Here is a 21937-nt window from a genome sequence, read left to right as displayed (position 1 = left end):
GGCTGAGTCAAACACTCAAGCGACGCGGCAATCAAATGGAAGGGACGTATGGCATTCTTCAGGGGAGAGATCTCGTCGGAACGCATTCGTTTCGCAGACGGCCCGCCGGCGCCGATCAAGCGAATCCTCGCGGGTCGCGTGGTAACGATGGACGCGAAGAGCTCGGTCCTGCCGTCGGGATATGTGTGCATCGACGGCAATACGATCGCTGCGGTGGTCGAAGACATAGCTAAGGCCCCCGCGGAGTTTGCGAGGCTCACACCAGTCCAGACACAAGGGACGATCTACCCAGGCCTGATCGAACTGCATAACCATCTGCCCTACAATTTCCTCCCGCTCTGGAACGTACCGCAGCGGTACCGAAACCGTAACGTCTGGCGAAACGACTTCGTGCACTATCTGCCTGAGGTCAGTTGGCCTTCAACGATCCTTGGAAAGAATCCGGACGTCGAATACCAGAAGGCGATCGTGCGCTATGTCGAGTGTAGATCGCTATTCGGAGGCGTGACGACCGCGCAAGGTATGTCGGGCAACGGCGACTACTACAAAGGGCTCATCAGAAACGTCGAGCAGCCACTAGACACAGGATGGCCCAAGAGCTCAGGTCAGACGCTCGACTATCGCCCCGAAGACGTGGTCGCAAAACTCCTGCCTGCACTGCAGCAACCCAGGCCGTTTTTCTACCACCTTAGCGAAGGCACGGACGAGGATGCGAGGCAACGCTTTCTCGATCTGGACTGCGGGGAGAAAGGTTGGGCGATAAACGAAAATCTCATCGCGATCCACTGTACAGCGCTAGATAGCGAGCATCTACAGCGCATGAACAACGCGGCGGGCATAGTGTGGTCGCCTCTCAGCAACATGCTCCTCTATGGGAAAACCGCGGACATAGAGACCGCGAAGAAGCTCGGCGTGAGGATATCGCTCGGTTCGGACTGGGGCCCGAGCGGAAGCAAGAACCTATTGGGAGAACTCAAGTTCGCGCGCATCGTCAGCGACCATCTGGGTGGCCTGTTCACGAACGAGGAGTTGGTTCGGATGGTCACCACGGTGCCGGCGAAGATGTTGCGTTGGGATGCTTACGTCGGCTCGATCGAACCCGGCAAACGGGCCGACCTTCTGGTGCTGGCGGACAACGTGCAGCACCCCTACTCGCAACTTATCGACGCCTTCGAAAATCAAGTGATCTGCGTAATGGTTGACGGCCGTCCGCGCCTCGGGCGGCAGGGTCTGCTGGACTTCGCCCCCGATGAGCAGGAGACGGTCCGTATCGGAGGCTGGCGGTACATTCTCGACCTGGCGGAGGATACCGGACAGACGCTGGGCGGCATGTCGCTCGCCACGGCATCGGCGAAACTTGCGTACGGACTCTGGCACTTGCCCGAACTCGCGCGCGACTTCCCAAAGCAGACATCCTTCATGATCGAACGCGCGCCCGACCGGGGCTTCGTTGAACGATCGAACTGGGGGTTGGAGCTTGAGTTCGAACCGGAGCTGCGAACCTTGGCGGCCGTCATGGAGAAGGCCGTGGAGATCGATCCGACACTCATGAAGAGGTCCGTGCTGCCGCCTCTGACCGAGATCGACGATCCGGATTTCCGCGCACGCATACGAGCGAACATAAATCTGCCCGCGCAATTCAGGGAATGCGTGTGATGAGGATCGTCATCGAGAGGCTCGACCCGGCGCCGAATGGAATTTCACCATCCCCGTCGGACGGAGCGAGCATGGTCAGACGGGGCTTATGGTGCCCTAATGCACTCAGTGCCATGGGCCAATTCACTGGCGGCATGGGCGGGCTGAAGCGCGGGCTGCGGCTGCTGTGGGCATGGCAAGTGCCGCGTTCACGAGCGCGCCAGCCCTCCGCAGTACTAGGTCACGCTGGCCGAGAGATAGATCGAAACCTGGCTGCGGCACACTTATGGTTTAGTGCGCCGCCTTCTGCTTCCGATCCTCCCTGGCCTGTGCTGGGCGCTTTGCTGCGAAATCCGCCTGAAGCTTCAAAAGATCTCCCCGGATCGCGTTGCGGTCGCTGAAGACGCCGACCAGATCCTGGTTTGCCCTACCGTGGGAGACGGCGTAAGCGCGGTCTGGCCGGCACTCGAATGAGCGCTGAAACAGGTGAGCGGCGTCCTGGCTGGCGCACCCAAACTATCCTAAAGGCCAGCCGGGCCAAGACTGAAGAGTTTGCGGGACTGTCGGCCCAGCATTCTTAGATGCTAATAAAGCCGAGGCCGTCGCAATTCCAGCATTTGGTCTCCTTGCGTCCTGCACATTTCTCGCAGACGCTGCCCTTGGGATCCTTGCCGCTTCCTTCGCAACTCGAACAAATCGAAACCTTAAGCCCCCTGCACGTGGGGCAAATTACCGTTTGATTGATTGGGTGCACCATCGAAAGCCTCCATCACACAACTTGATCTTAAACTTCACTAGAACAAACCTTGGGACGCGTTGGCCGTCACCTTCGGCAAGTGTTTCGGCTGCCAAGCCAAGAAGAGCAAGATTGCTGCCGTCAAAATATATCCTTCACCACCACGCCTCCGGCTATCCCTCTCGTGCGGGTGCATCAGGCAAATAGAGGGTTGAACGCTGTCCTGCTCGGCCATAGCCCGACCGGATCGGGGACGCATAACGAGTAGATAATAGTCTTGACAGAGGAATTGATGGTCTCGTGACAGCAGCTGAGGAAAGCTCAAAAGCCTCTGATCCGAAGATTCTTCAGTTGGAGTTGTTGGATGATGACATCTAGACGCTTCTTTGTGTCGTCACTTACGCCGGCCCCAGGTCGAACAACATACCGCTTCTCGTATCTGAATTTTTGCTCATCTTGCTTTTTCGTATCGTCCGTAGCCGCACCTTCCTGAGCTGGCTTCATCGTGCCCGGTGTTGGCTTGACCGGGACGCGTACAATCTCGGGCACGCGCCTTGGCGGCTGAATTCCGGCGTCGGCAAGAGCGATTTCAAGTGTATTGACTGTCTTACGGTCTACGGAGAAGCCGGTCTTGCCAGAGACCCTGGTAAAGGTGAATCCAGGCGTTATTCCCGCCGTGAGATCCAGATCAAATTCCAGCGTGTAACCAATTGCCTTGTCTTTATCTTTGAAGACTGCACCCTCGTCCGCTTTGAGCGAAAGCGTTCGGTCAACCCATTCACGAAGTCCAAGCGAATCCTCCAGCTGATTCTTCGGCGCAATCGGACATGCGTTCGCAAAGGCAAGCAGCTCATAGACCGGAAAATAAACATTCACGAGTGAGGTCTGGACCGACTTGCCAGTTACGCCCCCACCGATGTCCAATCCATAGGCGCCCGCATTGAATGGGCCGACGAGGCTGGCGCTAGGGACCACTGACCCGGTTTGGTCTACTTCAAGCGTAAGGGTAATGACCCCAGCCCAAGACCCTAGAGACGGGTTGTCCTGTAGTGCCGCACCAAGCTCACACTTCACGCGCTCAACGACGCGCTTGATTGAAATGCCGTCGTTCTGCTCTGTCGGCGGCACGATCGCGCAGGCACACAGTGCAGCGCAACTCAACGCTGCGACCAGATTTCGGAAGATCATCGAAGCCGCCCCCGCCCCATAGGCGCGAGAATTTCACAACTATTAATAGAACGTCAAGGGAGGTCAGGCTGGCGCCAGACAGTACAAACCAGGCGAACCCTGCCGTGGGGGGATGCGCCTATATGATCGAGGGCTTGGGAACTACGACGCCGCTACGTCAAATCCCACCGGGAAGGTGACTCCCACCCAGGGGAGTGAAACAGTTTTCTGGGCCGTGCTAGCGTGGGACCGCCCCGTTCTTCCGATGTGCGGGTGTCACCAATGCAAGGGGACCTCTCTCGATTGAGAGGTCCCGAGCAACCAATCGAACCTTGGTGAACGCTTGAGGGGCTGTTCCTTGACCGAAGGGCAAGGCTTCGCCTGCTGGGGCGAAGCCTTCTTACCTGATGAACCCGAACCTCGGAGCCACGCCGTCGGTAAGCTGTTTGATTGGACGCAACCCTTTACGGGGAGGCCGGGGTCAGGCGGTCGGCCTTTATGCGCTGCTTCATTTCTGACGCGGATGGATAACTTCGCACAATCGATCTGCGAAGTCGTCATCTGTGGGTCGGGGCGTCCCGTAGCCCACTCCTGCTGCAACAGAGTTGCGCTTTTGCCGATGCCATTCGGCAGTTGACCGGCTACCCCCGATGTCGTCTGGCTAACGTCAAGGACCGGTGCCCGTAGGGGGCTGGCTATGAACCTCCCTCCGCTGATCAGCTCGCAACAAGCGCAAGAGGTTGTTCATAGCGTTTTCAGCGTGACAGACGCGCGTGCCCGGTTTAGCCGGGCTCGTCTGTCGATGCCGGCCACAATCCCGACAGACCGCGCGTCAGCTCCGGTAATGTGCGTCGGATCGAACGGAATATGTGCCTGGAGTTAACCCAAACTTCTCGGCGATGCTCGCCATCACAGGCGCTTGCTGCAACCGTCGATCAGCATAGATGATAAAGCGACCGGTTTTGATTTCATGGACGATGCGTCCACGCGGGAAATCCTCATACTCGTGATAGGTAATCGCTTGAAGAATAGATTGTCCTGCCAGCGGGGCTGCACGTCGCTGTTGCCATTGACTCCATACCTCGTAATGCCCCCGGGGATGTGTCAGAAAATCGCCATAGGCTTCGGCTTCCGAAAGAGAGGTTGAATCGATCAGTATTGTCCACGAATGATCGGGCTTTGGAATGCCCCAAAAGATTCCTACCGAACCGGTCATAACGATCATCCTGTACTTGGTATTAGCGATGAGACAATGTCTGCTCGTTCGACCGCGCGTCACGAATGTTGTCGTAACTTCACGGCGCTCAGGTAGTTGGTCCGGTTCGAATTTATATTTTGCCTTCTGCTCGGGATTTCTTAGCGAACACGAAAGCTTCGAACATCTCGCAAGGTTGTCTTGCGGTGCAATTCGATATTCCCTTGTTCTGTCCGATCGGCATCGAGCCACTGCGATTGATGTAGGCGCCATCGACGCCTAGAGGGACGATTGAGTAATCTCCAGCCAGATTTCATCCTTCTTGGGACTGCCCCAAGTGAGCTGGAAAAATAGGATTACCTTACCAGCGCTGGTACGGACAAAAGCGCTGCAATTTCTTGAGTTGGCCTGAGGGTCAGCGGACGCTCCAGGTGCCCCAGCCGCGAAGTCACCGATTTCGTCCACCTTGAGAAGCTTGATGCCTAGCTGGCCAGCAACCGACTCGTTGACAACCTTTGTGAGGAGGTCTCGCGTGAAGGGGCTGTCGCACTGAGGCAAGTGGCTTGGCTTGATTCCACTTCCGCCTCGGATGAACGTAGAGCCAGTGAAGAGCAGAACCGCAAGAACGACGGCGATCAAGCCTCTAATTAGGCCTGTTTTTAGAGCGCCGGTGAGGTCGATTGAGTGTCCTGCCAGCCTCTTCGAGACGGTTTCCTTAATGGACAAAAAAACAGCGGTGAAATCCATGTACGCATCCAGCCTTTTAACGTTATTCAGGCTGACGACGCTCAAGTTGTGGGTCGCCCCGAACTAAGCCGAAAAATCAAAAGCAGCTCTCGGCACTAATTTATTCGGACCGGCCACGTTCTCTTCCGATGCAGTGGCTGAAAGCGTTGGGAATGATGCTGAAAACGTCGGGACAGACGGCCAGGCAACGATCGCGATGGTGATCATCGCCGCCTTCTCGAGGTATCATCCGGGTGGTGGTCAAAAAAGCCTAGCCGGTGGCTCCGCATCGATGCAGTTGCGCCACCGGACTTGGCCCCGGTGCCCGGCCCTGAACTGCATGAGGTTCTTTACGAAAGCGCCAACGGTGACAACTGGCGGCTGGTTCGCGATCCGCAATCCGACGGCGCGCTGGTCGAGCGCCAGCCCAACATCGGCTCGGCGGACGGACGTCTCTAACCGACCTAGGCCAATTCCTGCGAGCAGACAGTCGGGGTCCCGAACATCAAGCTCTACTCGCGTTAATCGGAACGCTGGTCGACGACTGACGAGCGTCCCGGAGCCCCATATCCAACCGCCTGGGCTGTCTCGGCTCGTCGCTGATCTCCGCCGGCGGCTAGGACGCGCCAGCGCCGGCGTCCGCTTCGACGGACGACCAGGAGCCGCCCACGGACTAGCGGCCGGGGGAACATTATCGCGACGACGTCTTTGACTCGTTGGACCATCGCGCGCCGTTTGAGTACGGCGCCTGTAGCGAATAACCAAAAGGCGTAACGCCCGCTGTTCAAAAACATGCGCTCGCGCGGAGAGCCAAAGGCGGTGGTCCCGTTCCGCGCGGCGAAGGATTCAGCTTGAAGAAGCCGGCGAAAACCCGCGAAGAACTGGAGTCCGCCATCCGCTTGGAGATGGAAGACATCAGCGATTGCCCGACGGACCTGGCCATCTCGGTCGTGCCGCACGAAGATTCATGGAAAGTCGAAATCATGAGGGACGGTCCGCAGCCGGACGCGGATCGTTGCGAGATGATCGAAGCCATTGCCGACAGGCTGCGCAGCCAGTTTGACCTGAAAGCTTAACCGCCGATCCCGGCCTCCATCGGCCGCCATCGACTCTCGTCATTCGATTCCCGTAACGTGTCCCGCTCGCGAGAGAGATCGTCGCACTTAATTCGGATGCCGGTCTATTCTCACGATCTCGATGGCCAGTTCGTCCGCGTCCGTTTTGGATGCTTCGTGCGGTCCGTTTCGCGAGTCGGGGTTGGCGTTCAGCCTGATCGGCCGCTCTCGCAGCCCCGAAACGTCGGCGTAGCCTCTTCATACCCGCGCAGCACGACCCTGCGCTCAGGCGGCTGCTGCTTCAGAAGTTCGATCAGTTCCGCAACCTTCATGGCTGCTTCCTCGGCATTTCAGAGCGCGCTCAGGTCCTCGGGCACGTCACCGAACTTCCGGATCACGGTGGCGTCACCGAATTCGCCGGTCGCGGGATCCCCGCTGCGGCTGAAGGCGACGGCGCCGACGATGCCGGGCTTCCGCGAAAGCGCCTCGGCACGCATCACGGCGGCGCTCGGATTGAAGCACTCGACCGCTTCGCCCGCGGCGATGCCGTCGTCGGCGGCGACGAAGGGCAGGGCGACGTAGTAGGTGACCTCGCTCATCTCAGTCGTACCAGTCCTTGCGATCGCGCGGGACGTCGAACCGGCCGCGCGAGTAGCCGGCAGACACCGAAGCCCGAAGATCCTCGACTTGCGCCTCGAGGAAGCCGTTCGCCACGAGCAGCGCCTTGACGGCCTGGCGGGCGTCGCCGCCGCAGGCCACGATCGCCTGGTCGGCAGCGGCCTCCAGGTCGTCGGGAGCGGGCGTCTCGGCTGCGGCTGACACTCCCTATGTTCCTGCTTTGTTCGTCGCGAGTCAAGCCGACCGCGACTTCAGCGGACGCAGGGCGAACGTTAACGATGAATCGCGGGCTAGACGGCCGGCGTGTCGGAACCAGAGCAGGTGAATCGTCTTGAATCCGAGCCGCCACAAGGGAGTTTTGCGTACCATGGCCCCGCGCGCCAACTGGAAAGGCTTCCTCCGTCTGTCCCTCGTCACCTGCCCGGTCGCGCTCTACCCGGCCACGTCCGAGTCCGAGAAGATCTCGTTCAACCAGCTCAACCGGAAGACCGGCCACCGCATCAAGTACACCAAGGTCGACGCCGACACCGGCGAGGAAGTCGACAGCGAGGACATAGTCAAGGGCTACAAGATCGACACCGACACCTTCATCGAGGTGTCAAAGGAGGAGCTCGAGAACGTCGCGCTGGAATCCACGCGCACGATCGAGATCGACGAATTCGTCGACCGCAGCGAGATCGATCCGCGCTACCTGATCCGCCCCTACTATCTCAGGCCCGACGGCAAGGTCGGGCACGACGCGTTCGCCGTAATCCGCGAGACCATCCGCGAGATGGACAAGGTGGCGATCGGGCGGGTCGTGCTGACCAACCGCGAGCACATCATCGCGCTCGAGCCGCTCGACAAGGGCTTGATGGGCACGCTGCTGCGCTACCCCTACGAGGTCCGGTCCGCCGACGAGTATTTCGACGAGATCCAGGACGTCAAAGTCACGAAGGACATGCTCGACCTCGCCAAGCACATCGTGAACCAGAAGTCGGGGCGGTTCGAGCCGGACAAGTTCGAGGACCAGTACGAGCAGGCGCTGATCGACCTGATCAACCAGAAGCGCGCCGGCAAGCCGATCACGCCGAAGGAGCGGCCCACCGGCAACGTCGTCGACCTGATGGAGGCGCTCCGGCGGTCTGTCGGCGGGGAAGCCGCTCCGGCGAAGGCGTCCAAGTCCGCCAAGAAGCCGAAGAAAGCCTCGAGCGGACAGCGTGAAATGCTGATGCCGATCGAAGGCAAGAAGCAGAAGGACGGGGCGGCGAAGAAGCCGATGCCAAAGCCGCAGCGGAAGTCGGCGTAGGGGGCAGGCAGATTAGTTCCAATTCGACTCGACAGCGGAACCAAACGGGCATCTACTTACATCCCGTATCGGTGACTTGCGAGAAGCGCCATGCAGCGGCGACGCTCGGTACCGCATTCATTCGAAGAACGCCTTGTGGCGGAAAAGGAGCGGCTGGAGCAACAGGCGGAGAAGCTGCCGCCCGGACCTGCCAAGGACCAATTGCTTCAAAAGATCGATCAAATCGAAACGGCCTCACGCATAGACAAGTGGCTGTCCTCGCCCGGCCTGCAGCAGCCGCGGTGATGTCCGATGAAGGATATCCAGTCGCATTTGGAGAAGCTCCGCGTACAGATCGCCGAGTGCGAACTGATCCGCGATCTGGCGACCGAGCCGAAGAAGCGCGAGCTGTTCACGCGGCTGGCTGAACACTTCAAAATTCTCGCTACGGAGCTGGAACGGGCGCTATCCGGTCAGCCCGACGGCCCTGTCGGTTCGTGAGAGGCAATCGACATCGAAAGGAACGACCATGGCAATCGTGTTCGTCACGGGCAGCGCGGATGGGCTCGGCCGCGCGGCCGCGCAGTGGCTTCTGGATGATGGCCATCGGGTGGTGCTGCACGCCCGATCGGCGGAGCGGGCCGAGGCGTTGGCCGAGCTTGCGTCGCGTTCTGCCGGAGTTGTGGTCGGCGATCTGCGCGCCGCCGCCGAAACCAAGAGCATTGCAGATCAGGTCAACGCGATCGGGCGCATGGATGCGGTCATCCACAACGCCGGCGTCTATACGGAGCGAAGCCGCGGCTCGACAGCCGAGGGCCATGCCGGCATCCTGGCGGTAAACACCCTTGCTCCGTACATGCTGACGGCGCTGATCGAGCGGCCCGGTCGGCTGGTCTATCTCAGCAGCGGCCTGCACCGGGGCGGGGAGGGTTCAGTGGATGATATCGACTGGACGAAGCGACCTTGGGACCCGGCCCGGGCCTACGCCGAAAGCAAGCTGCACGTCGTCGCGCTCGCCTTCGCTCTGGCTCGACGCTGGTCGCAGGTCTTGAGCAACGCCGTCGATCCCGGCTGGGCGCGCACGAAGATGGGTGGCCCCGGAGCCCCGGTGGACATTGACACGGGACAGCGGACGCAGACCTGGCTGGCCGTAAGCGATGAGCCCGGTGCCTTGGTCAGCGGTCGCTACTGGCATCACCTCCGGCAGGAGCAGTCGGCCAGTGAGGCCACCGATCCAGACTTCCAGGATCGCCTCGTCGCTAGTTTGCGCGAACTGACGGGCGTTGCGCTTCCGGAGGCTTAGGAACGGACAGCCCACTGATGGGGCGTAACGGCCTGCCGAGCTGTCCGCTTCCGGAGCTTGGCTGGACGCGATCTGCCTAGCGGCCTCGGTTCCAACTTGGTCTATCGATTGGTACTTCGCCCGCGCGGGAGCCAGTCGAAGGCGTCCATCACAGGTCTTCCCGGAGGCCCTTGAAGAAGGGATGTCGGACCTTTCCCTCCGCCGACTTAGCCCGGTACTCGATCTCGGCCAGGAGCTTCGGCTCGACCCAGATACCCTTATGCGTGATCCGTTTCGTGTACGGCTGCGTCTTGCGGATCAGCGGCTTCAGGCGCTTCTGCAGGTCGGCCGCGGAGGCCTTGTCGAAACCGTGGTCGACCTTGCCGGCGTAGACCAGGTCGTCGCCCTTGCGCCGGCCGACATAGATGCCGTCCCACTTGCTTCCGTCGAGCGCGAAGCCGGCGATGGTCAGCGTCTCCCGCTGCGCGCACGTCTTCTTCACCCAGTTATTGCCGCGACCGCTGGCGTAGGCGCTGTCGCGCACCTTCGACACGACGCCCTCAAGGCCGAGCTTGCAGGTGTGCGCGAACATCTCCCGACCTTCGATCTCGAAGCTCTCGCTGAACTGGACGTCGGTGCCCATGATGATTTGCTTGAGCTCGTTCTTGCGCTGGAAAAGCGGCAGCTTCCTGAGGTCGCGCCCGTTCAGGTACAGCAGGTCGAAGGCGATCAGGACTATGCTGGTTGACCGGCCCTTCAACTCGTTCTGCAGCACCGAAAAATCGGTGGAGCCGTCGGCGGCCGGCACGACGATCTCGCCGTCCACGATGGCTGAGCCGGCCTTAATGTGCCAGGCGTTGTTGGCGACCTTCTTGAAGCGATGGGTCCAGTCGTGTCCGCGGCGAGTGAAGATCTTGATTGCCTCATTGGCCAGGTGGACCTGGACGCGGTAGCCGTCGAACTTGATCTCGTGAATCCATCGTTCTCCGGACGGCACCTTCTCGATGGAGGTGGCCAACGCCGGTTCGATAAAGCCGGGAAAGGGCGTCTTGACGCCGATGGTCGCCGGTTTTCGACGCTGAAACGCCACTCGAGGGCTCCGTACGCAACTGGATGATTCAAACTGACACTGCTCGAATCGTTCCGGCGAGGAACCAGGGAATCCTTCGCGGCGTTGCGCCGGCGTCGATTCAAACAGGAGGAGCCGATGGCGGTACCGAAAAAGAAGACGGGGCGCGGGCGCAAGCAGGATCGGGCCCGCGTGGCCAGCGGGCAGGACTACGAGGTGAGGTACGAGGTGAAGAAGACGCGGAAGTCGGCGTCTGCGGTAAAGAAGGCCGTCAAGAAGGTCGGCAACGCCCGCAAGCGGGTGGAGAAGCGGCTCGGCCGCTGAGCGTCGGTGCCGGTCTACTCCGGTAGACACTCGGGGCAGGTATCTCCGATCGAGTCCAGGAAGTCGCGCACGGCGGCGACCGCGTCGTCCGGAGAGACGCCGGCCGGCGGATTCTGACGCGCGATAGCGAAGGCACGGGCGTGGGCATGAGGATCGGTGCGGTCCTGCATCCACCCGTGCTGCTCGCACTCGCAGATGGCGCCGGCCTCATGCAGCACGGAGATCGCCCAGCCGCGTAGCGTCCGGATCGCCGGCCGTCGTTCCTTCGTCATCAGCATCGAAATCGCTCCTGCCCGGGACGAATCCTTGCGGCCCGTTTGTCGTTCCGGGCTGCTAACACACAGCTGGGATTCGAATTTGCGCGGGCTGGCGGTTTTCCACCTGTTCCGTCGTCCCGTCCCCGGCCGCCTGGACTTCACGGATAGTCCGCTGCGGCCCTGACGGGCTGCTGCCATTTCCCAGCCGCCCGGATGATGCGGCTCTGGTCGGGAAGAGGTCGCCTGAGTAGGAGCGGGGTCGCGAATGCTATCCCTTGCTGGATCTGGAGAGCCTCTTCGCCGACCAGAGCGCAGTCCGCTGATAAGCGCGGAGTTCGCGTTGCGATCAGGCCGCCGCTGCGGACCCTATTGGTCTGCTTCGGTCGGAGGTTCGTCCGGACGGAGAGCGATCTCCGTGATCGGCGGTGCGGCGAGTTTCTCCGCCAAATCGATGACTTCCTGTCGCCGTTTGGCGTCGCCGATCTTCGCGAACGCGCGCAGCAATCTTAAGGCCTCGAAATCCGAGGCACTTTTAATGTTCCCCTTGTCCACCAATCCCCCAGGCGGTGCCGATGCGGCCGCCGAGCATTCGGTCGTACGCACTCCGGAAAGGCAAGCGATTTGGCGCCAATGGCGTCGACTTCCGTAATTCTACGGGCGGAGCAGCGATAAGCGACGCACCGAACTCGGCTCGTCCGACCCAGAATTTCTCGCGCCGAGACATCGGACGTGAGCATCGCTGGCCTCGATCCCGTCAGTTGGTTCTCGGCGGTGCTTCAGGAGGCCGGTACAAGGGGGGCGGCTTTGCCGTGCGTCCCCGAAAGGGACGAACTCGCGACCGCGCAGTTTCGGCCCAGCTCCTTCGCATTGTATAGCGCTATGTCGGCGTCCCGGATGAGTGCCACTTCATCGATCGTCGTCGCGGTCTTGGCCGCGACGCCGATGCTCACGGTCACATGGCCCCGGGACGCGCGGGGATGTTGAATCCCGAGTTGCCGCACCATCAGCCGCAACGCATTGGCCACCACCAGAGCCTGCTCCTCGGAGACGCCCGGCAGGACGACGGCGAACTCCTCGCCGCCGTACCTGGCCGACAGGCCGCTGGTGCCGGTCGTGCTGCTGTCGATCACTTGCGCGATGCGCTGCAGGCAGGCGTCGCCCGCCTGGTGACCGAGAGCGTCGTTGAAGCCCTTGAAATGGTCGATGTCGATCAGGAGCGCCGCTAGTACGGCGTGCTCGGCGTAGGCGGCGCGCATGAAAATGTCGAAGTGCCGGCGGTTGGCCAGCCGCGTCAGTCCGTCGGTGGTCGCGAGCCGCGAAAGGCGCAAATTGGCTTCCGACAACTCGTCCTCGAGCTCCTTGCGCTTGGTGATATCCCGCAACACGCCGACGATCTCGCGGCTGCCGTCAGGGGATTCGCCCGCCAGCTTGAAATTCGCTTCCAGCCAGACGAGCTTGCCATCCTTGCATTTTGTCCGGAACACCACCGAGCGCGACACGGCGGGATCCGTGAGCCCGACGCTGGCCCCCACCACTTTCTCACGGTCTTCTGCGTGCACGACGTCGAGGCAGGAACGGCCGACGAGCTCCTTCTCGGCATATCCGAGCGACGCCTTCACGGATTGCGAGACATATTGCAGGCGCCCCTGACGGTCGAGCAGGATGACGATGTCGGCGCTGTTCTCGGCCAGCAGGCGGTAGCGACGCGCCAGACGCATCCGGACGCCGAATTGGCTCGCCAGCAGCCAGGCCATGCCGGCGATGACCGTCATGAGAAGCGCCGCGACCACAAGATCCCGCTTCAGATCGGAACGCCAGCCGTGGAGCACCTCCGCTTCCGACCGCGCCACCGTGACGACCATCGAGTATTCCGGCGTGACTTCGTAGCCGAAGTATTTCGCGACGCCGTCGAACGGCGATACGATCCGGTAGAAGCCGACGGGGCTTGCCTTCAGACGCTTCTGAAAGAGGTCCGTGTCCGACACGTTCTTGCCTGTCCCGGACGGCCAACGGACCAGGATCGTGCCGGTCGCCGAGATGAGGCAGATGCTGCCCTGCGCGCCGATATCGAACGAGGAGTAGAATTTGGAGAACGATTCGTAGTCGATGGCGGCGACCAGCACGCCGGCGAATTCTCCCTTCGGATCGCTGATCCGTTTGGAGAGGAGTAGGGTCGGCCGGCCCGTCAGCCGCGATGTCATCGGTCCGCTGATGAGCAGCTTGGGATCCGCGTTGTCCCGATGACGCACGAAGTAGTCCCGGTCCGCGTTGTTGTGCGTTGGCAGTTGATCCAGCGACGAATACCGCCAGTTTCCCGCGGCATTCAGAACCCCCATCTCGCGCAGCTGCGGCAGGGAGCGCACGGTGTTGGCGAGATAGGTGTTGAACCTCGCGGGCAGCGGATTCTGGAACTTGAGCAGGTCCGCCATGCCCGTCATGGCGACGTCGGGCGCCTTGAAGGTGTGCGTCGCGTGCTGTGCGAGCGAATGCGCCAGATTCTGAATGTCGGCCTCGTTCCGGCTCAGGGTCGCGTCGCGCGAACTGATCGATTTCCAGGCTACCAGGCCAAGGACGCAGCCGACGGTCAGAGCCACGAAGGCGCTGATCAAAACCGTCGGGCGGCGCGGCGAGGCGGAAATCGGCATCTGGACACTCGGGTTCGGGGCGGGAAGACGATCGCCGTTTTGCCCTTCCCGAGTCCTAAACCGGCCATTCGCATTCGAGACAAACGCGGCACGTTCTTAACGCCGGCTTGCTGGGAGCAACATGCACCCGAAAGAGCCCCGTATTTCTGCGGCATGCGGGACGGCAGCGCAGTTGAAGGCCGTAGTTTCCCTGGCAAACAGGTTCAACGAATCGGAGGGCAGCATTGGACCCGTCTTTCTCAGCGGTGCACGTCCATTGCTTAAGGGTAACTCTCGGGAACCCAACCAAGCGTTCGAAAGAATCCATGATGAGCCTCTTCGTATAGCGGCGATGGCGCGAGAAGGAATGAGACCCAACAGATTCAGATGCCTTGCGGATGTGCGACCGGCGAGAGGGAATTAGGATGTAGAGGGGCCCGCCTAAATCCAGGTAAGGCGCGCTAGGAAGCGCGTAGTGATCGTCGCCGCCGTATGGCGGTGGGGGTATTTGAATATACCCTGATCGCAAGCGGTCCCACAGCTGTCTGGCTGCAAAAACAAGGCTAGAGGTAGAGCGTTGGACTGCATTGGGTTCTAGATCCTTGCGCCGTACTTGGAAAGAAGCCGCCGCTTGGCGGCTTCTTTCTAATCGGTTAGGCGATGATCCTGCCGGCTCGCCGCGCCTCTTCAGCGTAGGCTGATAGCGTCTTATCAGCGACGAAGTACCGATCTCTCTCCACCGGAAGACCGAGACGACCGCGGAGAGCGATAAGTTCGTTGAGATCGACGTAGCCAAGTTCCGGGCAGCCGAGACCAAGATCGGCAAGCCCGAAAAGACGATCGGGCTCATCCGGATCGGCCTCGGTGAGCAGCCAAGTTGCCGCGCCGTCGGGCGTGAACAGCTTAACGACGGGCCGGTGATCTTTTTCCGCTGAAAGCCCATTGACCAACAGAGCCACGCGGTCTTCGACAGTCAGCGGCGATTCATTCAGCATCGACGACCTCCGTTCGCTGACGACGCACTCTCGACCTTGCGGCTGAGGAAACCGGCGGCGTTGTGGCCACGGGTTCTCTGGCGGGCTCGGGCTGAGCATACTCGGCCATCGCGAGATGAAAGATGCGCTCGAAGTCGCAGTATCGGCTCCATAGCGCTTTCGCGAGCTCAGCAGATCCCGCCTGACGAATGGCATCAATCACGTCTTCGAGCGTGTTAGCGCGGAAGCGGACGCGATCGTCGCCGAGATCATCACCAGGAATGAGTTCGTTCGCGTAGACGCGAAGTGCAGCCTGGACTCGACGATTGAGGCGAGGGCCGATAGTGACGAACATTGCGCGGGGCGTGATGCCTTCGTCGACGGCAAGTTGAGCAAGCATGTGTTCGCGCCAGAGCTGTTCGAGCGCAAGCGAGCGGAGGATTGCACTGTCCGGGTCAACAAAGAGCTGGACCTGCCGCGAGGCCTCGTCATATCGCTCGCGATGACGCGCAGCTGGTCCGTCCATCGTCTCTGAATACTTGACTTCGACGAAGACCGTGCCCCGCACGTTGTCGGGCGTGACGACGTCGAGCGCGAGATCGAACGCGGTTCCGTCGTGTAAGAAGCGCGTCTCACGACGACCTGGCGAGGTCTCGAAGCGGATCCCATGAACCTGCTTGACGAAGTCCGGCAGTAACAGCTTGAACGTAGTCGTGGCGAGTGCAAGATCCATTGCCAAAGGCGCGAAGACATTGAAGCAGAGCGGCATTGATGAAAGCGCATTGCCGAACAAACGGTCTTCGTCGTAACAAGCGCCGTCCTCACGCATAATCAACTCGCGGCGCGTGAAGCAATGGACAGCGGGCGAGATAAAGTTGCGTCCAGCGCAGGCCGCTTCGGGTGAGAGCAGCGACTCAAGCGGCAAAACGACATCTCCATCGTCGGTCGGCCGAACGTGGAAGCCGGTGGGGATGCCATTGTCTTGCAGCCACAAGCGCTGAAGAAGCCGAGCGGCGCTGCGAAAGCGCGTGTCGATGATGCAGTCTACGCCATGAGCCTTGAGGAGGCTTTGCGGTACCAAGGGTATCCGCGGCAGTGTCAGCGCATTGAAAATGGACGACATAAGGAACTCCGATCGCACGGTATGTGCAACGGATATTCAGAGATGTGTCCGCGAACCGTACAGGTAGCGTGAGACTGGCAAGAGCTTGCTCAGCGGGAAGGCGCTATTTGCGCGCATGGGACACGCGGGCACAGGCCTTCCTGACCGAAATCCTTGGAAAGTTTCGAGTCAAACTCACGAAGCCGAAGACCGCCGCAATATCTAGCTCATGAACCACGCCTTCTACTTGCGGTAGGTGCACCTAAATCTTCTAAGCCTTTCGAGGCTCCGAGCGCTCGATACGAAGCTAGCCTTGTTAACGACGGCCGGCCTTCAACTCGGAAGTTTACCTTAGCGCATCCGGTCGGGACCCAGCTGCAAGTGTGGAGTTGGCGGGTCTGAGGACCGCAAGCATACTCATCGACAGCTTCTGGAGCGGTTTGAAGCGGCTGCTTGTCTCATCGGAGGCAGCCACTCCCCCTTCAAGTCCGGTGCTGGTGGGACGGCGACCAGCACCGCGATGCGCGTGGCGATGGGTGACTCAGATTCAAGACGAACGAAGGCGGGCAAGTTCCGACGCCGCCCGCGACCGTCAACAGCTCGGCCTTACCGTGCATTCCCGCGCCAGCGGAATCCGGATCGAGCATCTGATTTGAACAAAGTAGGACCAACGCTAATGAATGCGACAGAGGCCGCCCCGATGACTCGAGGCAACGACCGGGCAATCGCGGCCTACTGCGATGATGCGCAGGAGGCCGTGAAGGCGCTGAATGGCTCGTCGGTTTAGACCGACTCTGACGACCTAGTGGTCGGGGAAGCCTTTAGTACTAAATCGAGGTACCGAGTCATGGCGCGAGCGCCGGCATCATCATTGCCGTGGTTCGCGTAGAAATGCAGATGACGGATCGCCACGATGGCTCGACCCTGGGCCATCTTCCGCGTGGGAAAGACAATGAGTGGCGCGTGGAACGACCAGATCTGACGAAAGCTGGCCGAAAATGAATGGTCGGCAATCTCTAGCAACGCTTGGTGAAATGAGCGCTGCACTTTCGTGCAATCAGCGCCGACGGCGCAGCTGAAGCGAATAGCCGCGACAGCAGATTCCAGGCGATCCTCCTCTGCGGGGCCGGCGTTAAGCATGCTTAGCGCAGCACATTCCTGCCAGAACAAGGCGACGACCTGATCAGACGTCTTTCCCGAAAGCGAAGGCTCGCTATGGCCGGCGTGATGAGCGGCGCACATGTAGAGATGTTTGCGATAACGAGCGACCTTTTCTTGACGGGCGAGGCTGCCAATCGTGTGACAGAAGGCAAAAGGATTGAGTTGGATCGTCATGCATCGCACTCCGAGGTTTGAGAGTTATCAAGAATGAGGACAAGTGTTTCGCGGACGTCGAACTCGGGAACAGATGCCGCAAGGGACGCCTTTTGGGCCACCGCTAGCCGTTGAATGGCAAGGCTAGCGTCCTTCCCGGTACCACAAAGGCTAAGGTGGTAGCCCGGCAGTGCGTTGCGCTCGACCACGCGTCGGAGCGCAAACCGGAATTTGCGGAAGCCGCCTTCCGAGCGTGGTTCGCGAAGGCCCCCCGCTTTGAACCAGGCATAGCTGATTTTTATAGTCCAGGGTGACGTCACCGCTCTCGAGGCATGGACGCGCGCCCATTCGTTGATGCAGCGTTCGAGACCACGAAGCCGCAGCGATGCGGGGTCGATCCGCAGAATCTGCTTTTGTTGGACCTGATGAAGCATCCACGACGGGACGTGGATTGTTCGGGGCAGATCATCACCCTCAGGCCAGTCGAAGCGCTCGATCAAAGTGCCGGGGGGCAGGCTGACGGTAGACCCGAGCGGGATGTTGCCGATGAAATTTGCTCGCTCAAGGCGACGAAGTGATGCGGCCAGGAACGAACGTTGACGGCCCCCAGTATGGCGACCGAGAAAGCGCAACGCGTCGTTCGGTCGGAACGGAAGTTCAGTAGACAGTATTTCGCCGCGATTGAAAGACGCGGTCAACAGCGACACGAGGTAAATAAGAATGTCTGAGTCCGAGAGCGTCGGAATGTATGAAGCATCATCGGTGGTCACGAAGAAGTAAAAGAACTTATCGCCGACGCGGTCCTTGAACTCGACGCGACGTTGACCAGGCGCGAGAGCAAAAATCGGGTACTTCGCGAAAGGCACGAGCTGCCGCATATCCGTCATGGGATTCAGAAGCGGGGGCTTAACAACACGGCTCACGACGTAGCCTCCTTGGAAACGAGGTTGTGATAAACTGAAAAGAGATCACTGCGATCGACGGACGCTGGATTCGGTCGATAGTGAGCGATGAAGCCCTTGCCGCCGCGGCACTGCTGGGAGGTCCAGAAGCCCAGCGTCCGCAATCGCCGCCGAGCTTTCTTGACGGTGTTCGGTTTGCAGCCGACCGCGTTTGCGATTGTCTCACAGGACGCGAAACAATCATTCTTGTGACGCGCGAATTCGGTCATTGCGTGTGAGATAGAGACTTGCGTAGGCGACAGTTCACCGGCAGCGCCGGCGGCATTGACGGATTGGATGAAACGTTCGAGGTCGTCGGATGACCAAGCCACGATGTTGCCAGAGCTTGTAGTAGAGACGATGGCGGCAGCGGGGCGAGTTTTCCCGCTGCGCAACAGATAGGCGGCCTTCGCGAGGGCATCCGTCTTTTGCCAGGGGCGCTTGCCATCGCGCTTCGGGCGAGTCAGATCTGCTCCGGCGACAAAAAGCGACCAGGCTTGGTCGGCGATCGCATTCGCGGTTGAGGCGCCATTTGCGTAGGCTTGATAGATTTTTGCAGTGAGAAAACTATCTCGGCCGTCGATGACCTGGCCGCGGTTGTTGTAAATCCAGTGAGCGTCTGACCGAGAGATGGTACGAAGCCGGACAGGGGCCGCATGGCCTGTCTGCTGATCATGATCGGTAACGTGGTCGGCAATCCTGTAATAATCGGACAGCGCCTCGATCAAATGACCAATTTGGGCTTGCGTGACGCTCGGTAGGTTGGAGATCTTGGTGGTAAGAGGCGAATCCACGGGCCAAGCGTACGGATGGCCGGTACCTGGATGAATGCCGTAGCCGACGAAGTACGTACCATCACCAATGATGTCGACCTTGCCCACATGTCTAGAGGGGATGATGGCGCCGGCGCCGACGCGAAAGACGAGGATTGCGCGGGGGGCGAGGCCAATGCGCTTGAGCGGCGTCACGCCCAACCGTGCGCAGACGAGATCTTCGACTTCCGATGCTTTGCTCGGATCGGATTCGTCGATGTCGATGCCAACGCAGGACCAGCCGCACGCGATCCCAATGCCGTAATCCGGATGGCGTTCGATCCAGGCGGCGGCCTGTTTGATCGTGGGTTGCTCCGAACAGAATTTCGACCAGCCCCGCAGAGACGTACGTTTCTGTCCCGGCAGAATGGGAATACAGCGGTAACCATTGGAAAGGATAGGGGCGAGTAAGTCCCTGAGGAAGGACTCGCGGCGAACTCCAGTCAGGATGCTGGACGGCGACGAGTGCCCCGCAGATACGCGGGGCAGGTTACTAAGAGCGATATCTAAGGTCGGTTCGGTAAACTGCTGAGGCGACGACACGTGGATTCTCCGGCGATAAATCGCGGAGAACGTGATCGAAAAGACCGAAGCGAAAAACGTAGAAAGGCAATATCCTCGCGGTGCGAAGGCAGCGCACCTTTTCAAGCCTTTGGAGTTGTTGCTCTTTTGCGGCGCTTCACGTCGGCGTTTTTCTTGACGCCACCTCCGCGGTACTCCTCATTGCGACATAACCCCGCCATTTGAGCGTATGCGTTATCGCTAGGGCGGACGTCGGCACATGGCCATCGCTCTCGAAGCCAAGAGTCGATTTCCTTCTTGGTCCACTCTTTGTGATGGCCTGCGGCCGCTTTTGACCAAGCGAGCATGACTTCAAGGTACAAAGATATGGGGAAGTCGAGTTTGGCCGCGCCAGGCGTCAATTCACTCCCGGACTTGAGCGATTGGGCCGATTGTGTCGACGCGCTGCCGTTACCAGTGTCGTTCAGCGACAGTTTATTAACGATCGCCTCCTCGAGGACGATAAATCCTCCGTCGGCACCAGGCCAGCCGGAGCAGGCGCGAAACACAAACGAGGCGTCGTCCCAGCTCTCGGCGGGCACCGATTTGAGTTCGTTCCCAGTCCAGATCGACGCAACAGAATCGCCTCTGAGAAGCAGTTGACGTAACGGCTCGTCGGCTTGATCGAGATCCTTATTATCTAAGTCGGCGCCATACTTTCGAAATCGGAGGTCGCGGAGCACGCTACTAAGCGAAATTTGTCCGGCAGGTGGCGGTGATGTCGGCGCGTAGAAACCCTCATCTTCTTCGGCAATAGGCGGATGCAGCGGCGGAAGTGGTTTGGACGTTCTCAAGTTCGAACCTCGATTTAGTTGGCAACGACCCCTTTGAGCGGACTTACCTCGTAGCAGCACACTTGAGTAGCGGTATTGCACGAGGAGCGGCACCTGAAGAACGCCGGTCGCGGTACGCGGCGGACGGAAAGTGGGGTACTCCGCGGACGTTTTTGGAACTCTAGTCACTTTGCAGCCACTCGTCGTTCTTTGAAGGGCAGAGGAATCTGTATCCCTCCTCCAACCCCTCACTGGTTATTCTTGGGGCTACTTCGTCCACCGTTAATCGGCTTGGAATTCTGTCGCCGCCAAATAAGTTGCCACGTCGTGTGCGGCCGAGCGCTAGACGATAATACACCAAAGTGATACACAGGGCATCCTGATGGGTTGACTAAGCGTTTGTTTTTGCTGGGCTTGTGAGCGATGGAGGCCAATCCTTTCCTGGGCACCACCCCCAACCCAAGTGGTTGAAATCGCTCATTTGCAGGGAATTTGAGCCGCTGACCGGTACACAAAACCGAGGCACAGCGCTCATGGCGTACCGAATGGCCTAGATCGATCGTCGGGTCGACTCAGATCGCCGGCGAGCTTGAGGCGGCTGGCTTTGTCAGTCGCTTAGGCAAGCGCTACGCGCCGACAGCCGTTGCCCGGGTGCCAGGTGAGCTACGAACGACGTCCACTGCGCTCGCGGCCGAAGCCGTCGTCGCTAGGTGGGAAAAGGTCGGCAAAGCTGATGACCCCAAGGGCCTGAGAGGTCTCAGTGCTCGTTGACCGCGGCGCCGAGCTTGATCAGGCTCAGCGAGCGGTTCGCGGTCTCACGCAGGCGGCAGTAGCTCGCGCCGCCCCGGTACATGCCGGGGTCGACCTGGTCGAAGGCCGCGCAGAGGCGATCACGCGACGCGGCGAAAGTTTTCTGCGAGTCGTTGGCCGCCTTGATCACGTCGGCGAACCCGCCAGCCTGAACCTTCTTGAGCGCCTCACTGGTTTTTTGCGTCCAAACGGCGAGTTCGCGCGCCGCGCAGGCTTTCCATTTGGCGACATCGTCATTCGCGCCCTCTGCCGCTTTGATGCAGGGGTCGGCGACGAGCCCGACGCACGCGCTGCCGAAACCGCCGGTTTTCTCCGCGGTCTTCAGGCAGGCATCGATCACTGCAAGGTCGGCTGGCGCGGTGCCCTGGGCGAAAGCCATCGATGCGAGCGGGAGGCTAGCGGCGAGCATCGCGGCGGCAAGTTTAAGCTTCATTGGAGATCTCCGTTCGCGCATCGACCGGCCGGTGTGGCGGAAGGGCCGGACGGCGAGTGGGAAGGGGGAAACGAGGGGGGTATGCGGCTTCGGCTACGCCCTCTCCAATCAATGCCTTTGAATGCGCCTTGACCTGACTAACGAGATTTTCGACCAAAACGTGATACATGCAACTTTGGTCATCGAAGGCCCAGTGTCGGTTCACCTTAATGTGGAACAGGAGCTACGCTGACGACTAATGACGGCGGGACCGGTTAAGGCA

The 21937-nt window shown here is 60.2% G+C and carries 26 protein-coding genes; 8 read left to right on the top strand and 18 right to left on the bottom strand.

From position 1 onward, the window contains the following. Window positions 1-48: 48 nt before the first annotated feature. Window positions 49-1656: an amidohydrolase family protein gene (locus XI03_RS32205; protein WP_271594352.1), complete on the top strand. Its 1608-nt coding sequence runs from the start codon at window positions 49-51 to the stop codon at window positions 1654-1656. Window positions 1657-2692: 1036 nt separating this feature from the next. On the opposite strand, the gene XI03_RS32200 is transcribed toward XI03_RS32205, so the two are convergent. From XI03_RS32200 to XI03_RS32185, 4 genes are all read right to left on the bottom strand, one after another. Beyond that, the gene (locus XI03_RS32200; protein ID WP_271594351.1) at window positions 2693-3559 is read right to left on the bottom strand and encodes a hypothetical protein; all 867 of its coding nucleotides are present in this window, start codon (window positions 3557-3559) and stop codon (window positions 2693-2695) included. Window positions 3560-4370: 811 nt separating this feature from the next. After that, the gene (locus tag XI03_RS32195; RefSeq protein WP_271594350.1) at window positions 4371-4754 is read right to left on the bottom strand and encodes a hypothetical protein; all 384 of its coding nucleotides are present in this window, start codon (window positions 4752-4754) and stop codon (window positions 4371-4373) included. A gap of 258 nt (window positions 4755-5012) precedes the next feature. After that, window positions 5013-5525, bottom strand: coding sequence for a hypothetical protein (locus XI03_RS32190; protein ID WP_271594349.1), 513 nt, complete (start codon window positions 5523-5525; stop codon window positions 5013-5015). An 18-nt stretch (window positions 5526-5543) separates the two neighbouring features. Then, window positions 5544-5687, bottom strand: a complete 144-nt coding sequence (locus tag XI03_RS32185; protein WP_271594348.1) for a hypothetical protein — start codon at window positions 5685-5687, stop codon at window positions 5544-5546. 93 nt (window positions 5688-5780) lie between these two features. Here XI03_RS32185 and XI03_RS32180 point away from each other — a divergent pair, with 93 nt between their 5' ends. After that, the gene (locus XI03_RS32180; protein ID WP_271594347.1) at window positions 5781-5918 is read left to right on the top strand and encodes a hypothetical protein; all 138 of its coding nucleotides are present in this window, start codon (window positions 5781-5783) and stop codon (window positions 5916-5918) included. Window positions 5919-6310: 392 nt separating this feature from the next. Next, the gene (locus XI03_RS32175; protein WP_271594346.1) at window positions 6311-6535 is read left to right on the top strand and encodes a hypothetical protein; all 225 of its coding nucleotides are present in this window, start codon (window positions 6311-6313) and stop codon (window positions 6533-6535) included. Between the two features lie 188 nt (window positions 6536-6723). Here the strand turns inward: XI03_RS32175 and XI03_RS32170 are convergent, their stop codons facing one another. Genes XI03_RS32170 through XI03_RS32160 form a run of 3 tightly spaced genes read right to left on the bottom strand, consistent with a single transcriptional unit; the run spans window position 6724 to window position 7336 of the window. After that, window positions 6724-6846 carry a hypothetical protein gene (locus XI03_RS32170; RefSeq protein WP_271594345.1) on the bottom strand — a complete coding sequence of 41 codons (123 nt, stop codon included), beginning with the start codon at window positions 6844-6846 and terminating at the stop codon, window positions 6724-6726. 18 nt (window positions 6847-6864) lie between these two features. Beyond that, window positions 6865-7113 (bottom strand): hypothetical protein, encoded by a 249-nt coding sequence (locus XI03_RS32165; protein ID WP_271594344.1) that lies wholly within the window; start codon window positions 7111-7113, stop codon window positions 6865-6867. A gap of 1 nt (window position 7114) precedes the next feature. Next, window positions 7115-7336: a hypothetical protein gene (locus tag XI03_RS32160; RefSeq protein ID WP_271594343.1), complete on the bottom strand. Its 222-nt coding sequence runs from the start codon at window positions 7334-7336 to the stop codon at window positions 7115-7117. A 163-nt stretch (window positions 7337-7499) separates the two neighbouring features. Between XI03_RS32160 and ku the strand changes: the two genes are divergently transcribed. The 4 genes from ku to XI03_RS32140 all read left to right on the top strand — a co-directional run bounded on the left by ku (window position 7500) and on the right by XI03_RS32140 (window position 9702). Then, window positions 7500-8420, top strand: coding sequence for a non-homologous end joining protein Ku (ku, locus tag XI03_RS32155; RefSeq protein ID WP_271594342.1), 921 nt, complete (start codon window positions 7500-7502; stop codon window positions 8418-8420). Between the two features lie 90 nt (window positions 8421-8510). Continuing rightward, complete coding sequence (locus XI03_RS32150) at window positions 8511-8705, top strand: hypothetical protein (protein WP_271594341.1); 195 nt, start codon at window positions 8511-8513, stop codon at window positions 8703-8705. A 6-nt stretch (window positions 8706-8711) separates the two neighbouring features. Continuing rightward, window positions 8712-8900, top strand: coding sequence for a hypothetical protein (locus tag XI03_RS32145; protein WP_271594340.1), 189 nt, complete (start codon window positions 8712-8714; stop codon window positions 8898-8900). A 28-nt stretch (window positions 8901-8928) separates the two neighbouring features. After that, window positions 8929-9702: an SDR family NAD(P)-dependent oxidoreductase gene (locus XI03_RS32140; protein ID WP_271594339.1), complete on the top strand. Its 774-nt coding sequence runs from the start codon at window positions 8929-8931 to the stop codon at window positions 9700-9702. Window positions 9703-9850: 148 nt separating this feature from the next. Here the strand turns inward: XI03_RS32140 and ligD are convergent, their stop codons facing one another. Continuing rightward, window positions 9851-10771 (bottom strand): non-homologous end-joining DNA ligase, encoded by a 921-nt coding sequence (gene ligD, locus XI03_RS32135; RefSeq protein WP_271594338.1) that lies wholly within the window; start codon window positions 10769-10771, stop codon window positions 9851-9853. A gap of 117 nt (window positions 10772-10888) precedes the next feature. Here ligD and XI03_RS32130 point away from each other — a divergent pair, with 117 nt between their 5' ends. Further along, complete coding sequence (locus XI03_RS32130) at window positions 10889-11074, top strand: DUF3606 domain-containing protein (RefSeq protein ID WP_271594337.1); 186 nt, start codon at window positions 10889-10891, stop codon at window positions 11072-11074. Window positions 11075-11088: 14 nt separating this feature from the next. Here XI03_RS32130 and XI03_RS32125 read toward each other — a convergent pair whose 3' ends face one another. The 10 genes from XI03_RS32125 to XI03_RS32080 all read right to left on the bottom strand — a co-directional run bounded on the left by XI03_RS32125 (window position 11089) and on the right by XI03_RS32080 (window position 21621). Next, window positions 11089-11352, bottom strand: coding sequence for a hypothetical protein (locus XI03_RS32125; RefSeq protein ID WP_271594336.1), 264 nt, complete (start codon window positions 11350-11352; stop codon window positions 11089-11091). A 345-nt stretch (window positions 11353-11697) separates the two neighbouring features. Further along, on the bottom strand, window positions 11698-11883 hold the full coding sequence (locus tag XI03_RS32120) for a hypothetical protein (protein ID WP_271594335.1): 186 nt from the start codon (window positions 11881-11883) through the stop codon (window positions 11698-11700). Between the two features lie 224 nt (window positions 11884-12107). Continuing rightward, window positions 12108-13976 (bottom strand): diguanylate cyclase, encoded by a 1869-nt coding sequence (locus XI03_RS32115; RefSeq protein WP_271594334.1) that lies wholly within the window; start codon window positions 13974-13976, stop codon window positions 12108-12110. 632 nt (window positions 13977-14608) lie between these two features. Further along, the gene (locus XI03_RS32110; RefSeq protein WP_442869760.1) at window positions 14609-14950 is read right to left on the bottom strand and encodes a DUF2958 domain-containing protein; all 342 of its coding nucleotides are present in this window, start codon (window positions 14948-14950) and stop codon (window positions 14609-14611) included. Beyond that, window positions 14940-16052 carry a PGN_0703 family putative restriction endonuclease gene (locus tag XI03_RS32105; protein WP_271594333.1) on the bottom strand — a complete coding sequence of 371 codons (1113 nt, stop codon included), beginning with the start codon at window positions 16050-16052 and terminating at the stop codon, window positions 14940-14942. Before XI03_RS32105 ends, XI03_RS32110 begins: the two co-directional genes overlap by 11 nt. A gap of 762 nt (window positions 16053-16814) precedes the next feature. Then, entirely contained in the window at window positions 16815-17366 is a 552-nt protein-coding gene (locus tag XI03_RS32100) for an FCD domain-containing protein (protein WP_271594332.1), read from the bottom strand. Continuing rightward, window positions 17363-18268 (bottom strand): replication initiator protein A, encoded by a 906-nt coding sequence (locus tag XI03_RS32095; RefSeq protein WP_271594331.1) that lies wholly within the window; start codon window positions 18266-18268, stop codon window positions 17363-17365. The genes XI03_RS32100 and XI03_RS32095 overlap by 4 nt, the downstream gene beginning before the upstream one ends. After that, the gene (locus tag XI03_RS32090; protein WP_271594330.1) at window positions 18265-19641 is read right to left on the bottom strand and encodes a bifunctional DNA primase/polymerase; all 1377 of its coding nucleotides are present in this window, start codon (window positions 19639-19641) and stop codon (window positions 18265-18267) included. Before XI03_RS32090 ends, XI03_RS32095 begins: the two co-directional genes overlap by 4 nt. Before the next feature lie 101 nt (window positions 19642-19742). Continuing rightward, complete coding sequence (locus XI03_RS32085; protein ID WP_271594329.1) at window positions 19743-20453, bottom strand: hypothetical protein; 711 nt, start codon at window positions 20451-20453, stop codon at window positions 19743-19745. 736 nt (window positions 20454-21189) lie between these two features. After that, window positions 21190-21621 (bottom strand): lysozyme inhibitor LprI family protein, encoded by a 432-nt coding sequence (locus XI03_RS32080; RefSeq protein WP_271594328.1) that lies wholly within the window; start codon window positions 21619-21621, stop codon window positions 21190-21192. Window positions 21622-21937: the final 316 nt, after the last annotated feature.

The sequence above is a fragment of the Bradyrhizobium sp. CCBAU 65884 genome (assembly GCF_028128835.1).
Classification (GTDB): domain Bacteria; phylum Pseudomonadota; class Alphaproteobacteria; order Rhizobiales; family Xanthobacteraceae; genus Bradyrhizobium; species Bradyrhizobium ottawaense.
This window is presented reverse-complemented; position numbering and strand designations above follow the sequence as displayed.

Bases quoted from the DNA above. Each gene is read 5' to 3' on its own strand.
- XI03_RS32205 (WP_271594352.1), top strand. From the start codon at position 49: ATGGCATTCTTCAGGGGAGAGATCTCGTCGGAACGCATTCGTTTCGCA.
- XI03_RS32200 (WP_271594351.1), bottom strand. From the start codon at position 3,559: ATGATCTTCCGAAATCTGGTCGCAGCGTTGAGTTGCGCTGCACTGTGT.
- XI03_RS32195 (WP_271594350.1), bottom strand. From the start codon at position 4,754: ATGACCGGTTCGGTAGGAATCTTTTGGGGCATTCCAAAGCCCGATCAT.
- XI03_RS32185 (WP_271594348.1), bottom strand. From the start codon at position 5,687: ATGATCACCATCGCGATCGTTGCCTGGCCGTCTGTCCCGACGTTTTCA.
- XI03_RS32170 (WP_271594345.1), bottom strand. From the start codon at position 6,846: ATGAAGGTTGCGGAACTGATCGAACTTCTGAAGCAGCAGCCGCCTGAG.
- XI03_RS32165 (WP_271594344.1), bottom strand. From the start codon at position 7,113: ATGAGCGAGGTCACCTACTACGTCGCCCTGCCCTTCGTCGCCGCCGAC.
- ku (WP_271594342.1), top strand. From the start codon at position 7,500: ATGGCCCCGCGCGCCAACTGGAAAGGCTTCCTCCGTCTGTCCCTCGTC.
- XI03_RS32150 (WP_271594341.1), top strand. From the start codon at position 8,511: ATGCAGCGGCGACGCTCGGTACCGCATTCATTCGAAGAACGCCTTGTG.
- XI03_RS32145 (WP_271594340.1), top strand. From the start codon at position 8,712: ATGAAGGATATCCAGTCGCATTTGGAGAAGCTCCGCGTACAGATCGCC.
- XI03_RS32140 (WP_271594339.1), top strand. From the start codon at position 8,929: ATGGCAATCGTGTTCGTCACGGGCAGCGCGGATGGGCTCGGCCGCGCG.
- XI03_RS32130 (WP_271594337.1), top strand. From the start codon at position 10,889: ATGGCGGTACCGAAAAAGAAGACGGGGCGCGGGCGCAAGCAGGATCGG.
- XI03_RS32125 (WP_271594336.1), bottom strand. From the start codon at position 11,352: ATGCTGATGACGAAGGAACGACGGCCGGCGATCCGGACGCTACGCGGC.
- XI03_RS32115 (WP_271594334.1), bottom strand. From the start codon at position 13,976: ATGCCGATTTCCGCCTCGCCGCGCCGCCCGACGGTTTTGATCAGCGCC.
- XI03_RS32110 (WP_442869760.1), bottom strand. From the start codon at position 14,950: ATGCTGAATGAATCGCCGCTGACTGTCGAAGACCGCGTGGCTCTGTTG.
- XI03_RS32105 (WP_271594333.1), bottom strand. From the start codon at position 16,052: ATGTCGTCCATTTTCAATGCGCTGACACTGCCGCGGATACCCTTGGTA.
- XI03_RS32100 (WP_271594332.1), bottom strand. From the start codon at position 17,366: ATGACGATCCAACTCAATCCTTTTGCCTTCTGTCACACGATTGGCAGC.
- XI03_RS32080 (WP_271594328.1), bottom strand. From the start codon at position 21,621: ATGGCTTTCGCCCAGGGCACCGCGCCAGCCGACCTTGCAGTGATCGAT.